The sequence below is a fragment of the Pontibacter sp. H249 genome, from assembly GCF_037892465.1.
GTDB lineage: Bacteria > Bacteroidota > Bacteroidia > Cytophagales > Hymenobacteraceae > Pontibacter.
Genome location: NZ_JBBKTR010000019.1, coordinates 39511 through 53474, shown reverse-complemented (window position 1 = coordinate 53474; position 13964 = coordinate 39511). Strand labels below are relative to the sequence as shown.

The 13964-nt window shown below is 44.6% G+C and carries 19 protein-coding genes; 6 read left to right on the top strand and 13 right to left on the bottom strand.

All coding sequences use genetic code 11. The features are described from left to right. From WG943_RS18765 to WG943_RS18755, 3 genes are all read left to right on the top strand, one after another. A complete protein-coding gene (locus WG943_RS18765; protein WP_340411353.1) occupies positions 1-633 on the top strand; it encodes a DUF4099 domain-containing protein in 633 nt (210 codons plus the stop codon). A 7-nt stretch (positions 634-640) separates the two neighbouring features. Further along, on the top strand, positions 641-1735 hold the full coding sequence (locus WG943_RS18760; RefSeq protein WP_340411352.1) for a DUF3991 domain-containing protein: 1095 nt from the start codon (positions 641-643) through the stop codon (positions 1733-1735). 135 nt (positions 1736-1870) lie between these two features. Further along, positions 1871-2314: a beta-barrel fold lipoprotein gene (locus WG943_RS18755; protein WP_340411351.1), complete on the top strand. Its 444-nt coding sequence runs from the start codon at positions 1871-1873 to the stop codon at positions 2312-2314. Between the two features lie 107 nt (positions 2315-2421). Here the strand turns inward: WG943_RS18755 and WG943_RS18750 are convergent, their stop codons facing one another. The 7 genes from WG943_RS18750 to WG943_RS18720 all read right to left on the bottom strand — a co-directional run bounded on the left by WG943_RS18750 (position 2422) and on the right by WG943_RS18720 (position 6922). Further along, positions 2422-2784 carry a hypothetical protein gene (locus WG943_RS18750; protein ID WP_340411350.1) on the bottom strand — a complete coding sequence of 121 codons (363 nt, stop codon included), beginning with the start codon at positions 2782-2784 and terminating at the stop codon, positions 2422-2424. Between the two features lie 44 nt (positions 2785-2828). Continuing rightward, positions 2829-3161: a hypothetical protein gene (locus WG943_RS18745; RefSeq protein WP_340411349.1), complete on the bottom strand. Its 333-nt coding sequence runs from the start codon at positions 3159-3161 to the stop codon at positions 2829-2831. A gap of 77 nt (positions 3162-3238) precedes the next feature. Continuing rightward, the gene (locus tag WG943_RS18740) at positions 3239-4507 is read right to left on the bottom strand and encodes a Y-family DNA polymerase (protein ID WP_340411348.1); all 1269 of its coding nucleotides are present in this window, start codon (positions 4505-4507) and stop codon (positions 3239-3241) included. After that, entirely contained in the window at positions 4504-4959 is a 456-nt protein-coding gene (locus tag WG943_RS18735; RefSeq protein WP_340411347.1) for a LexA family protein, read from the bottom strand. The genes WG943_RS18740 and WG943_RS18735 overlap by 4 nt, the downstream gene beginning before the upstream one ends. 166 nt (positions 4960-5125) lie before the next feature. Beyond that, positions 5126-5911 carry an ImmA/IrrE family metallo-endopeptidase gene (locus tag WG943_RS18730; protein ID WP_340411346.1) on the bottom strand — a complete coding sequence of 262 codons (786 nt, stop codon included), beginning with the start codon at positions 5909-5911 and terminating at the stop codon, positions 5126-5128. Further along, the gene (locus tag WG943_RS18725; protein ID WP_340411344.1) at positions 5901-6323 is read right to left on the bottom strand and encodes a hypothetical protein; all 423 of its coding nucleotides are present in this window, start codon (positions 6321-6323) and stop codon (positions 5901-5903) included. Before WG943_RS18725 ends, WG943_RS18730 begins: the two co-directional genes overlap by 11 nt. Then, entirely contained in the window at positions 6320-6922 is a 603-nt protein-coding gene (locus WG943_RS18720; protein ID WP_340411343.1) for a hypothetical protein, read from the bottom strand. The genes WG943_RS18725 and WG943_RS18720 overlap by 4 nt, the downstream gene beginning before the upstream one ends. Positions 6923-7306: 384 nt before the next feature. On the opposite strand from WG943_RS18720, the gene WG943_RS18715 reads away from it, so the two are divergent. From WG943_RS18715 to WG943_RS21255, 3 genes are read left to right on the top strand one after another with little or no spacing between them, the layout of a single operon-like run. Then, entirely contained in the window at positions 7307-8011 is a 705-nt protein-coding gene (locus WG943_RS18715) for a multiubiquitin domain-containing protein (protein ID WP_340411342.1), read from the top strand. Beyond that, the gene (locus WG943_RS18710) at positions 7995-9395 is read left to right on the top strand and encodes a ThiF family adenylyltransferase (RefSeq protein ID WP_340411340.1); all 1401 of its coding nucleotides are present in this window, start codon (positions 7995-7997) and stop codon (positions 9393-9395) included. Before WG943_RS18715 ends, WG943_RS18710 begins: the two co-directional genes overlap by 17 nt. Next, positions 9392-9730: a DUF6527 family protein gene (locus WG943_RS21255; protein ID WP_445323654.1), complete on the top strand. Its 339-nt coding sequence runs from the start codon at positions 9392-9394 to the stop codon at positions 9728-9730. The genes WG943_RS18710 and WG943_RS21255 overlap by 4 nt, the downstream gene beginning before the upstream one ends. Before the next feature lie 80 nt (positions 9731-9810). Here WG943_RS21255 and WG943_RS18705 read toward each other — a convergent pair whose 3' ends face one another. From WG943_RS18705 to WG943_RS18680, 6 genes are all read right to left on the bottom strand, one after another. Next, complete coding sequence (locus WG943_RS18705) at positions 9811-10317, bottom strand: hypothetical protein (RefSeq protein WP_340411339.1); 507 nt, start codon at positions 10315-10317, stop codon at positions 9811-9813. A gap of 11 nt (positions 10318-10328) precedes the next feature. Beyond that, complete coding sequence (locus WG943_RS18700) at positions 10329-11543, bottom strand: ImmA/IrrE family metallo-endopeptidase (RefSeq protein WP_025603856.1); 1215 nt, start codon at positions 11541-11543, stop codon at positions 10329-10331. Between the two features lie 125 nt (positions 11544-11668). Further along, a complete protein-coding gene (locus WG943_RS18695) occupies positions 11669-12265 on the bottom strand; it encodes an RES family NAD+ phosphorylase (protein ID WP_025603857.1) in 597 nt (198 codons plus the stop codon). 1 nt (position 12266) lies between these two features. Further along, positions 12267-12707: a type II RES/Xre toxin-antitoxin system antitoxin gene (gene parS, locus WG943_RS18690; RefSeq protein ID WP_025603858.1), complete on the bottom strand. Its 441-nt coding sequence runs from the start codon at positions 12705-12707 to the stop codon at positions 12267-12269. Between the two features lie 88 nt (positions 12708-12795). Further along, a complete protein-coding gene (locus tag WG943_RS18685) occupies positions 12796-13281 on the bottom strand; it encodes a hypothetical protein (RefSeq protein ID WP_340411337.1) in 486 nt (161 codons plus the stop codon). 394 nt (positions 13282-13675) lie between these two features. Further along, positions 13676-13834: a hypothetical protein gene (locus tag WG943_RS18680; protein WP_157593601.1), complete on the bottom strand. Its 159-nt coding sequence runs from the start codon at positions 13832-13834 to the stop codon at positions 13676-13678. Between the last annotated feature and the right edge of the window lie 130 nt (positions 13835-13964).

Sequence of the window (13964 nt, the reverse complement as noted above, 5' to 3'; positions counted from 1 at the left end):
ATGAACTTCGATATAAAAGACCTTCCTTATGGTCAATTTGAGCGTCTTGGAATGAACAAGAAAGACGTGCTCTCCATGAAGTCTGACGATTTGGTCAGCCTGCTGACGGGCAGGCGCACAAGCCTGCATACCTTTACTATCAAGGAAGCCAATCTGGAGCCTCTTACTGTGGATGCAAAATTGAGCCTGAAGATGAATCCAGACAACACCCTATCGCTGCTGATCCACCCCATACGGAGGGAGATACAGAACGAGATTGGTGCCGGTAAGCAGGAGTTGGAGAAGCTGCAAAACGGGGAGCTGCTGGTAAAGCCGTTTAAATCGCTTAATGGGGAGAAAGAGTTGTATGTTTTCCAGCTGGATAAGGAGACCAACGAGATTCTAAGGGTGAGGGTACGGGATATCCAAGTGCCTAGTGCTATCAGGGACATCGTGTTGAGTACTGATCAGAAAGAGCACCTGCGGCAAGGAGGTACCCTGGAGCTTTATTCCAAAGCAAAGGATCAGCTGATCTCGGCCCGCCTGGATCTGAATGATCCTAAAGGACTGAAGATAGGGGAGGGGCAGGTTTCCCTAAAAGAAAGCCACACCCTGGCAGTGAAGGAAACCCCTGTTGTGTCTATCAAACGTTAACTTGCCTATGACCTTTCAGGAATACAGAGAGCAAGTGTCGATTATTCAGGTCGCCGAATCGCTCGGCTATGTGTTTGATCCCTTGAAGGGGAGAAAGAGCCCTGAGTTCAAGCACCCTGACGGAGACAGAATCATCATCAACAACCCAGGCGACAGCTCCCGGCAGATGTACTTCAACCGGGATGGAAGCAACGACAAAGGGTCTGTGATAGATTTTGTGGCCAACCGGCTGCACCGCTTCCAGGGGAGCTTTCGCAATGAGATCGATGGTATCAATAAGGTGCTGTCTAGGTATGCCTATGCCTCTCAACCCAAAGCTCCAATCCACAATGTTACGGAAGCAAAGCCCTTTGACAAAAGCAGGTTTGTCGAATCGGAGACCTCTGTTTTTAAGCTGCATTACCTGATCAAGGAACGAGGTCTCTCTAGCGAGACGGTGCAGCTGTTCCTGCCTTACATCAGGCTGGTGCGGGACGCAGAGAAGGATAATGCCTATACCAATATCGCCTTCCCACTGCAAAGGCCACCTAGCAGTGAAACGATAGGCTACGACCTTAGAAATTATGGCTTTAAGGGCGTGGCTGCGGGCAGCGACCGCAAGCACGGTGTCTGGGTAGCCGACTTTGCGCAGAATCCGGTTCTTACACGCCATGTCTACTTTGCGGAGAACCCTATAGATGCCATGAGCTTCTATCAGCTGGAGAAGGATAAGCGGGACTTCAGCAACTCCGTATTCGTCTCGTTTGGTGGGGGAATGTCGAGGATGCAGGTGGAGCTTTCCCTGAAGGCATGGCCGCATGCTCAAAAGCATACCATTTTCGATAACGATTACCAGGGAAAGATCTATGATATCTATCTGGCCACGGCGATAGCAGGTAAGCCCTACACTTTCACGAAGAATGCCGACAGTATCACCTTCAGCTTGGATGAGAAGAAATTTGATATTCCTGTAGACAAGCTGAGCCTTTTTGTCTTTGAGAAGAACTCCGGTATTCGTTCCGGACTTCAGGTGCATAAGCCCCTTGGCCATAAGGATTTTAATGACATTATACATCCCAAAAATGACCAGGAGAACCGTGTCCCTATGAAAGTGAAGTTATGATCTGGTGGCTAGTATAGCAGTCAAAGACTGTAGGAGATGAAATGCAGTTTCTGTGTTTCGCATGGCTGTTACGGTTAATTAAGTCTCTGTAGAAAATATTTTTCACCTAACTATAAACCATTTAATTTTTAGGCTATGAAAAAGCTATCTATCTTCTCCCTTCTGTTATGTACAGTTCTATTTTTTGCTGGTTGTGATGACGAAGGCGAGGGCCCTATCCTGCCTGATACTGCTACCTATCGGGTTGATTACAGCCAGTCTGGGGATTATGAGAAGTTCATTAAGATTATCACCATCGGAGGTGGTGATTTCAAAGTGAGGGGTACTGGCGAAGCTATGCCGCCTGTGTTATTTGACGGGAACCTTTCGGAGACGTCCTATTCTTTTGTAGCGGATAATGTAAGGGAACTTACCATTCATGCTGCCAATGAGTTTAGTGCCGTAGAGGATGGTCCTGCTTCCATGCAGATGCGCTTTGTTATTTACAAGAACGGTAAGCAGATAGATGAGAAGACCTTTATTTACAATGAAGCTTCAGGAGAGAAAAATGAATACCTGAATTATAAGGCCAATGACTAAGGTAAGATTTTAGGTATCCCTTTAATACTCTAGCAGATGAAAGATGTTAAGCATGAAGCGAACTTCAGCGCCAACATCAAATAAGGAAAGTATTTAACTTATTATACCTAGCCTTTCGCTATTTTTAGGTACTCTTCGTAGTCCTGCGGGTCCATATGAAGGCGAATATACTCTTCCATTCCAACATCGTTTTTCTCCATTACATAGCGTGTGAATGATAGTATGCTTTTACAATTCTCGAAACCTTGTTCTTCCATTCCTTTGCGCACATTATCGGGCAGACCCTCAAGCCATTCCTGATAATCAATCATATTAGGAGAGTAGTCTTTGGCCTCGTGATGGTAGCGATATGAAATGTTACCCACTGTAAATATCAGCTCGTGAAAGCGGCGCTCCTCGCTAGGACAGGTGGCCAGAAATTTTTCCTGACTTGCATTACACTCCTCTACCGGATGTTTTATCTTTATCATATGGTTTCCTTCCTTTGTTAATTAGATTCACCCATTTCAAGTTTCTATTGAAGCCCCAGCGCCTCAAGCTGATACCAAAACTCATGCCCTCGGATACTATCGGTAAGCTCTTTGTCAACGATAAAGAATTCTAAGGCTTCTACATGAGGATGCTCCTCCAGGCACTCTGAGATTTCATAGAAGTCTTCTGAACCAGCACCAGGCCCTAAATCTTGCTCGTAAGAAACAGACACAGGTATATCCTCAACACTAGTATCAGACTCAAGATCATCTACAAAGACATCAAGAATGAAAATTTCCATCTGTTCTTTATTCACTGCGACTGCTGCTTTGTCTTTATTCCCTTCTATAAATTTTATTGCCTCTTTAAATCTCATGTACTTTTCAAGTTTAACCATTATCGAATTTAGCACATCTAATTTGATATACAAGATAGCTAGCCTTTGCTGGAGCGTTATCTCACTTTCAGGACATCTTCTATTCTTGTGGTATAGCATGGAGGAGAGAATTCAGCTTTAGGCTCCCAAATATGGCTAACCCCCTCAGCAGCTACCTTTACCGTGCCCTTTCCCATAGACTTGTTAAGTTGATCCAACGTGAGCATGAGGCGTGCATGCTTACTCCGATCCACTCTGTCAAAGATATTCATCTGTGCGCCGTCTGCCGGTCCAATCTCCGTGACATACACGCCGGCTTTCTTGTAGGCAAACCCGTCCCGGTAGATGTGTTCCAGTGCCATGGTAGCGTACTGAACTAATTCTATAGTGGAGGAGGAAGAAACGGGCAGGTTGATGGTTTTGGTGTTGTAGTATTGCGGCTCCTGTTCCCGAAATGGATTAGTGTGAATGAACACGGTTACCACGCGACAAGTGCTTTTTTGCTGCCGTAGCTTGTAGGCGCACCGGGAGGCGTAGACAGCCACTGCTTCCTTTAGGCCGTTGAGCGTGGTTACTGGTTGCCCGAATGAGCGAGAGGAGCAGATACCCTTCTTTGCCGGAGGCTCGATTTCTAAGTCAGTACATGGCTCCCCACGCAACTCTTTCACCAGCCGCAGCCCCACCACCGTTAAATGTTTTTTAGCAAAAGCATCCGTGACATTGGTTAGCTGCCAGGCATTGTTTATGCCGAAGCTGTGGAGCTTTGTGGCATAGCGGGAGCCAATGCCCCATACGTCACCGACGTCTGTTCTTTTTAGTGCCGCCTCCAAATACTTAGCTTCCGTCAGCACCAGCACACCATTGGCCTTCTCAGACTTTTTGGCGATACGGTTCGCAAGCTTTGCCAGGGTTTTCGTGGGCGCGACACCTATGCTGACAGGTATGCCTGTCCACTTTCTGACGGTGTTCCGGATGGTGCGTGCATAATCCGGTATATCTATTCCTTTAAAGCCACCCAGGTCCAAAAATGCCTCGTCAATGGAATAAATCTCCATATTGGGAGTGAAGCGGGCCAGGGTACTGTGCACCCTGGCAGACATATCACCTATAAGCGTGTAGTTAGAGCTAAAGTAGACTACATTATATTTGTCTATAGTTGACTTGGCTTCGAAAAAGGGCTGCCCCATCTGCAGGCCCAGTGCTTTGGCCTCATTGCTTCTAGCGATGATCGAGCCATCGTTGTTGGAAAGCACTACCACGGGCACATTGTTTAGCTCAGGGTGAAAGACGCGCATCACAGAGCAGTAAAAGTTATTGCAGTCTACAAGGGCAAACAAACTAGTCATTGACGTATCCTCCTGGCTACACCCCGCACTACGCCCCAGACCAAAAACTCCAAATCCTCCGTGATTTCTACAGGGTTGTACTTTTTATTGCCAGGGAGAAGCCGGACTCCAGTTTCTGTTATCTCCAGTTTCTTTACCGTGTATTCGCTGTTCACATTGGCCAGCACGATGTCGCCGCTGCGCACGTGCAGTGAACGGTCTACGACGAGCAGATCGCCCTCCAGCAGGTTGTACTCTATCATAGAATCCCCTTCTAGCTGAACGTAGAACGTAGCGTCTGGATGTCCATTTAAATAAGATGATAGACTAATTCTATCCTCAATGTGCTCTTCTGCCGGACTGGGAAAACCCGCTGGGACACGTGCCGCGAAGAGGGGTAACTTTGTTTCCGTGTCACGGCCTAGCAGAACAAAGCTTACTGTTTCTGAGGGTAGTATTACTTCTTTATTCATGTTGCGGTGGTTTATTGGCTAATATATTTAGCTAATACGCAACATTAGGAAATTTTACTCGCTTAATAAAAACGAAATACTAAAAATATTAGCTATTCGTTTTAGTTATACCCCAAATAAACTGAACATGTAATAGTATGAGGAACAGGTTCATTGAAGGAAGCCGTTAGTCTTCCCAGATAATGCTTATTGTGTAGTTAAAGGATTTAGCGTGTAGGCAGTATTCATAAAAATTTGAGTCCTGTTCGTCATCTCTCATTCTGAACCAATCCGACTTATATATCTGTTGCTGCCGTTCATCATTTAAGTATACCTTACCTTTTGTAAATACCTCATAAGCAACAGATCCTGTCGGAGGGTTTTTATCATATTCAAACTCGATGAATGGTCTAAAATCATAAGATGATTTCCACCATTTCATCTTGTTGTCCTTACAATAAACAACACATACAGGGTGATTTCCTCTCTTAACAAACTTTAGGATTGCAGCGGTCTTGCTAACTAGAAACCTTTCGGCAAGGTGTTCGATGACATGAGGGCCAAAACGTTTAGACCTACATTCTTTGTAGAATGTCTCAGAAGGCATCAAAAACTCAGAGGCAAACTCATTAGCTTCCGTTTCCTGTGACCCAGCCTTATACCAGTTGATTAGATCATACTCTGTGTCAAATATGATGGGAGTTAGGTTCCGGTGCATCTCATAATGCCCAAGTTCATGAGCTGCGGCAAATCTTTTCTTAGTTTCAAAAGTGATATCTGAGTTAACAGTTATCATAGAGTGTCCACCAGCAGAAACAATTTCTCCTTCTTTTCCTATCAAAGGCTTCTCTTCGTAATAGGCTCCTCTCCCAAGTATAATATCACTGAGAGGTAACTCTGTAGGGTCATCCAAACCACAATCAGATAATACCTTTTTAGCGATCAATTCCGCTTTAGAGTACTTATTGTTCATCTGACTGTTTGTTCCCTTGTTCCATGAACTTAAGGTAATAGTATTGGGTTAAAGTGCTTTTAATATCTTCCTTTGTTAACTTCTCAAGATTGCGATTTTGAAGAACAAGATTCTCAGTTTTAACAAATTGAGGAAAGGAAAAATTGACGTCATTTAATAGTTTTTCCACCCATTCCATTGCCTTCTGTTTAATAGCAGCGGTAGAGGCCATTTCTTTCCGTGTACTGTTTGCTTGTGCCTGAAGCTTTAATTTCTTAATACGCTTTATGCCTTCCGCTCTAATTGAATCAGGGTCAAGCCCTTCTTCTAACAGATAATCCCTGGCATTTTCTTTATTACAGCTTATCGAATCAACGCTAGACATCATCAAACTGATGAAGTCGGCTTTTCTTTGTTTTGCGTCTCCAGTCATAATGATAATGGCTTTAAGTTAAATTTTAATGCAGTATTCTTGAGAATGGTATTTAATCTTCTGTGACCATTATCGAACTCTTTTGTGCTCATGTTGAATTCTTCGATGATCTCTCTTCTTTTTAAACCGGCACTGATACCAATGTAAATGTTTTCTACATCGGGGTCACCTTTGACCTCATTCTCTATATGAGACATAATAGTGTCATAATCTAGCTGTTGATCAAATAATGCTGCAGCATAAGGTAGCATTGAGTCAAGATAACTCGAGTCATTATCATCATCTTCATGAGGGGCAAAGGCCGAAATGTCTAGGCTGGTTTTGTTCTCAGCTGAAATGGAATCGTTACCAACTAAGGTGCGAATAATGTTAAACTTGATATAATCCGCCAAAGATCCCTTAGTTGGATTAAACTTATCAGGTTCAGATAAATATCTCTCGATACCATCTGTAACGTAGTCATGAACCTGCTTCCCTTTTATGAAGGAACCATCAGACGATTTCCTGAACCAATGTTTTCTTTTTAAAAGCCTGTCAGTAAAGGCGTAGAGGCATTCGTACAGATCCCCCCAGTCGATGTCATTGTGCTCTTCGCTCACATCATATCATTTAAGCAATAGGCCCATACCTATCTATGTTACCAAAATAATTTTTTTTACAGTCACCTGCAAAAAAGATTTGTTGCCTAGCATAATATAGTATATGCCAGTTTTAGCATATTAAATAATCACTAAGAAACAATGATAGGCTGATCAAAAACAAAACCCCACCTAGCTAATGGCACAGCTAAATGGGGCATCGGGAACTGAGTTTGGCGACTTGCGTGAGGTTGATCACCTCAGAGCGTTTCCCTGTATAGAATTCGACACAAGGTACAGAGTTGTATCGGGTTTAACAAATATCGTCGTTTTCTGCCTGAGCAGTTCCGCTCCGGGATGCTTTAAAGAAGTGGAGGATTATTTCAACTTTCAAAGCCGAATAGGATGAATAACGAGAAAAGTACTGGCAAACCGGAGCATAAGCCTGGGCCAGAAAACAAGTACCACATATTGGTGGATCGAGACAACATAAAGGTCGATAAAGAATGTCTCACAGGGCGTGAAATACTTACCCTTGCCAAGAAATCGCCGGTTGAAGGTTATCAGCTAAATGTGAAGAGAAAGGGAGGTAAAGTAGCCAAACTTGGTTACGATGACACCATATGCCTGAGCGAACCGGGTGTTGAGAAGTTCCTGACTTTGCCACTGGATCAGAGGGAAGGGGAGGCACTTAGAAGACATTTTGCGCTCTTGGAAGAAGATGAGGAGTTTCTGGAGAGCTTGGAGTTGCCATGGGAGACTATTAACCTGCAAAATATACTTTGGGTCTTTATTCATGATTACCCTGTAAGAGATGGCTATAACGTTAGTAAGGCCACCTTGGGAGTTAGGATTACTTCGGGCTATCCGGTAGCCCAATTAGACATGGTTTATTTTTGCCCGCCTCTCGGTCGAGCAGATGGGCAGCCTATAGGGGCGCTTTCTCCTCTTTCCCTGGATGGAAAAGTATTCCAGCAGTGGTCTCGTCACCGAACTGGTCAAAACCCCTGGAGGCCCGGTGTAGATAGCCTGAGTACCCATGTGCCTCTGGCTGATTTTTGGTTAGATCAGGAATTCCTAAAGCGCCCGAGCCATGCAATATCAGCTTAGAGTATCAGGAAACCATTACAAGCAGCTACAGCAGCACCTCTTTCCCGGAGACGGGAAAGAGGCCGTTGCCGTGGCATTATGCGGCCGATATGAACGGGACGGAATATCTATCTTGCTGGTGCATGAGCTCATGCTAATTCCGCACAAGGAGTGCTACCGTACTGAAGATGTAGTTTGCTGGAAGACTGAAACCATTTTGCCTTTTTTAGAAAAGGCCTCTAAGAAAAATATGGCTATTCTCAAGATACATAGTCACCCAGGAGGATTTCCCGCCTTTTCTGATGTAGATGATGAATCTGATAAAGATCTTTTTTCTTCAGTATTTGGATGGTGTGAGTCAGATTCAGTACATGGGTCTGCCGTTATGCTGCCAGAAGGGAGAATCTTCGGTAGAGTGTTCACCCCAAAATTAGAGTCATTCCCTTTCGATAAAGTATCTGTAGCAGGGGATGAGATAAAAGTTTGGGAAAATAATACCTCTTCATATAGTCCAGATGACTTTGCGGTCCGTACCGCACAAGCATTTGGTGAAGGTACCTATTCAAAATTAAGAAGGCTTAAGGTAGGTGTTGTCGGCTGCTCCGGCACAGGTAGCCCGACCATAGAACAGTTAAAAAGGCTTGGAATAGGGGAACTGGTATTGATTGACCCAGACGAAGTAGAGCATAAGAACCTAAACCGTATCTTGAATACAACTCGGGAAGATGCTAATTTGAGAAGGCTTAAAACAGAAGTTCTGTCCAGTCACATACGGGAAACCGGGTTAGGCACAAAAGTAATAGCATACCCATTTAATTTGTATGACTCCCCAGAGGCCTTGCAGGAGCTTATTACATGTGATGTCATCTTCGGATGCGTCGATAGCGTTGATGGAAGGCACCTAATTAGCCAGCTAACCAACTTCTATCTTATTCCTTATTTTGATCAGGGTGTAAAGTTAGATGCTGACGGGAAAGGTGGCATTGACAAAATTTCTGGGACAGTACACTTCATCCAACCAGGAAGTTCGTCCTTGCTTAGCCGAGGGCAGTATACCAGACAGATCTTGTTCGATGAATGCCTAAGAAGGCAGGACCCTGTTGAATACAGTAAGAGGCTTAAGGCCGGTTATGTGCACAACGCTGACGTGGACCGTCCAGCGGTTATAAGTATTAATATGCAAATCAGTAGCATGGCCATCAATGAGTTTCTCAATCGCTTACATTCCTTTAAGAATGAGCCTGCCCGTAATTATGCGCAGGTAAGTATGGATTATAGTGATGGCTCAATTTGCAATGTGGCAGAAGATGACTTACCAGTAGATGACTATCAGGTAATGTGGGCCGGGAGAGGAGATTTATCTACCTTTCTGAGGATGATTGAACTATCTGCTGTGAACGTATGAAGCGATTTATTAAACTAGTAGAGCAAGCTTATAAGCAGCTTGCTCTATTTTTTCAACCAAGTTACAGCTTTACAATCGCAGATGACTTGCCAGTGAAACTGGAAAAGCACAGAGTCTACATCCTCGGTGAACCATCTGATCCATGGGCTGTGGCTTTGGAATGCCCTTGCGGTTGCCACTCGATAATCCAGCTTAACCTTTTAAGGGAAGCGAAGCCCAGATGGGAATATAGTATTTCACATAACAGAGCTATCACAATAAAACCATCTATCTGGCGAAAAGCTGGCTGCAAGAGCCACTTCTTTATAAGAAAAGGGAAAATTGTCTGGGCTTAGATAATTATAAGACTATATATTTATAGTCTTATAATTTACCTTATGTTAAATAGGGGGTTGAGCTACAATACACTGTGTCCTTATTTTAAGTACTTATTTTTGGTTTTCGAAATGTACCCTTTCTCAATATTCAAGTCGTAGAACTTCTCAAAAAGACCTACCATGTCTCCCCCTTCTGTATTTACTTTCCAGTCCTCGATTACTGAGATGGCCTTTTCAACAGAGTGGTAATACGCCTGTTTTCCGTCTCTGCCTTTGGTGAATCCCTCCTTCAGGAATATATTCACCTGCTCCCTTATTAACTGTTTTGCGCCATCTGCCACCACATACTGCCTTAGCATTCTCTGTAGCTTTTTGTGGTAAAGAGTATGGGCCTTCTCTGGATCAACTGTATCGTCCAGGTTGAGGTCACCTTCTTCGTTGCTTTTACTTTTAAAGACAGGTAGAGGAAGATCCAGTTGAGGTGTGTTACTCGAGTGTGCTTCGCTTAAAATGGCCAGGATATCAGCGTCAAATTCTAAGCTGTTGTGTTGCGGTTCCTCAGAGTTGAAGTCTTGGAACTCATTGTCATCGATCATATTGTCCATTCGAATTGTGATTATGAGTTTAAATAAACTTGTTCTTTTAACTTTTCAGCAACTTCAATCAAAGGAGCATCCTCCAAATCATATACAAGAAATCTTTTGATTGCATCATTGGTTTTAAGGATCATTCTGCGGTATTTAGGATAATCGTCATTGTTTTCCTCCAGATGCAGTCCGTATATAATAGAGGGGTGGATATTCCATTTTTCAGCATACCCTTCCACCATGGCAGGTACATCTATAAATGATTTGATATACTTTCTCTTGTCTGCCGGCAACAGAAACTCTCTTGCGAAACCATCGGCCTTCTCCTCGCTAACGTGATCAACAACCATCTGTCCCTCACTCTTTGTTGTGTGATAGCCCATTCTAGCTATTAAATCCAGATCTTTCATAACATGATAGAGTTCGTGCATCAATGTAGTCCATAGCTCATCATACCGTTTATTGAAATCCGAGAGTACAATGCACGGCTTTCCATTGACTAGGAAAGTAGCTCCCCTTACCTGTATTTTCGGCAAATAGCTTTGGATGATCACAGTGATGCCTATACTGAACAGAGCCCTGCATACTTGTACAAGTCCATTGTCGTAGTCGCGCGAGAAGGCTCTGATCCGAGGGATGATTTTGAACAGTGTTTCCTTTTCAAAATCATTGGGGTTATTGATAGTCTTAAACTGCTGGTATGCAGAACCGATCCAGAGTTTTACCATTTGATCGGAAAAGTTCCTCTTGGTTCTGCTAAAGAGGGGGGCTGCTACCTCGGTTGAGTACTCATAAATAGAGCTTAAGCTGAAACGCCGCAAAATTCTAGACTCAATATGGTCAAAATCAACGGAGCTTTCTATCAAGCCCATTTTCTTCAGACTGTCTAGGTCAAAGTTTCTTAATATGAAGCCCGCTTTACGAGCTTTCTCTACATCCTTGATATATTGAACAGGTAACCCAGCGACATACATTTGAACCAGCTCCTCTAAGTCTGTTCCAAGAAACTGGCTTATCTTCAGGAAAGTTAAAACGTCAATTTTCTGTGCCTCTCCTTCCAGTATTCTCTGCAGAGACTTTCTTTGTATACCTATAGCTTCACTGATTTGCCTTTGGGAAATATTATATTCCTTAGACTTATTTTCTATTAATTCAATAATAGAACAGGAAGACTCATCTTTAGCCAGTAGAGCATATATCTCACTTAGCAGATGTCCATCATTCGAGTTAGATTGCTTGTTCATGATGGCGTAAATTTACGCAGGTTATTTTAAATTAAAATATACCTATGGATAAATTTTTCGCCACCGTGAATTTTATAAGGTGCGGTTTATTTTTATTTAATGTTAACGAATTGGGAATTAGTACACTATGATTGTTTACCCTTTAGCTTATGCGCTTTTAATTCAATAAGCGCTTTCCGAACTTCCCCTGACGCGGGTTTGAGCGTCACGACCATGTCAGCCGGATCCGATTTGGAAGCCTTCTTTTTCGGTTTCGGCTTGGCCTCCTCTTCCGGCTTCAGGCGCTTGTCAAAGAAGTGTGACCTGGTCTCCACGATTCTAAGGCGTCCGTGGTCTGGGTGCAGCGGGTTGATCAGGTAATTCCGTTCAAACGGCGAGTGCGCGGACGGGACTTTTAGGACCAGGTCCTTACCTTCCCTGATCCAGTCGAGGGCTATCTTCTGGAGCGCTGCCGGGGGAGGAAAGTCTGCCCAGTTATCGGGAAGATCCTCCTCAGTGAGCTCCTTTAACGAGATATCGTCCGGGATCTCAATGATTACCAGGGCCATGTTCTTGGGCAACATCGACGAGTTGGCCAGTACTTCGAGTTTGGCTAGGGAAAAACTTTCGGCCGTGTACAGCAGCCTGGTTCCCGTTTCATGCCACCTGCCCGGCCCATAGAGCCCCCCAGTTCCCAGCAGATCTGTTTTGAATTCTTCTTTGGCTAAACGAAAAACAATCATGCTAAGAGTAAATACCGTGCGCCAGGGCGTTCAACACATTGATTATTTGTTCTCTACCTATTGAGGAGTGTAGCAGGTCAACAGGCCTTTCATTTCCAAGGGCCGTATTTCTTGTGTTGAGCCACTCGTTGAAGTCGTCCTCGTTCTCGAATACCTCTATTCCTTTGGCAATGACTTTAGAGACATCGTAGACTGCATCGGATTCCGCTTCCCCTAGGTTGCTGTCCTGCATTTTCTTGATGCGCTGGAGCGTGGTCTCCGAGACATTCAGTATTCTGGCCATACGGTAGTTGGTCAGGTGCGCTCTGTCTTGAATCACCTTGACGATACGTACCGAGATCTTCCCCTCGCGTGAGGCTTTAATAAAGTCCAGCGGACTCTTAATGTTGCGACCGATATTATCTTCGCCTCCCATTACCCTTACAATAGTATCTAGTGACATAAGCAGTAATTTGAATGTGTGTATACAGCCAAATGAACGTAATATTAGTAAAAATGTTACCCAGTCACAAGAAAATCAGCTAAATAAATTATGCGTTCTGGCCTCCCTTTCCCTGGCTGATGAAAAAGGCGGCCCGCTCCTCCAGCCTCTCAGTGTAGAGAGCCGGATTCAGCTGTAGGAGGTCAAAGACGATCTGCTCCGTGCACTCAAGCAGGTAGGTAAGCAGGAAAGGAAGCCGCCGGTAGAAGTATTCCCACTGCTTATCAATGTCATCCAGTGTGCTGAACATAAAGTTGAGGTTCTTGGCTCCCGTGAGGCTGGCCCAATGGTGCGTGGTAGCCGGGTGTAGGGCCTTGTTAGACCAGTTGATCAGGCTGCCGTGCTCCTCCTTGTTGAACAGGATGTCGTAGATCTCACCCCTGCTCATGTCCTGCATGGAGAACAGCATCGGGAGAGATGCCTCGATCAGGTCCAGCAGATCCTGCTTGGGTAGCTTGGAGGCATCAAAGTCTTCGCGGTTATTGAAGTGCTCTAGAAACTCCTCGTCCAGGTACAGACGAAGGAGCACTGGCATGTTGTAGATGAAGGGCTTGCGCAGCAGGGCGAAAGAGACGGTAAGCCTCCTTTTCCTGGACGCATCCAACGCCTCTCGGAGAAAATAGCAAGAGTCCGACAGCAGGCCGTAGACGGTGTGTAGTCGCACCAGCTCATCATGCTTATCTTTCATGTCCGCACGGAGCAGGTAGTCTAGGGTATACTCGTCATCTATCGGAACCGCCTCGGGATTGATGTCAACCTCGAAGTGACGAAGCCCCCTGTAAGGCTCTTCCGTCAGAAAGGCCTCCAGTTGGCCTACTAGAAATTCGCACATGTCGTGGCTCCTGTGGTACTGTTCTGGCAGATAGCCGTAGCCGTTTGGGTCTAATAGATCCATGGTTTATTATGTTTGTTTTCGACTGGGTTATAATCTACAGGGAAAGCTGCCCATCATCTGGGTTCTCCAGTAGTCCGGGGAAATTGGCATTGATGAACTCGGCGGTCTGCTGCACCAGTGCTTTGATGCGTATTATGGCCTCTTTCTTTGCACCCTCCTCTTCGCTCTCTAGCTCAACGGAGTGATGGTGCAAGCCGCTGCCCAGAAGGTGGGTGGTGAAGAGAACCTTTGCCTGGATACTCCACGCGATACACCTGAGCTAAAACTATGAGTAAACAGAACAAACGCGCAGAGCATGGTTTATCTGGCCATAAATATCATGC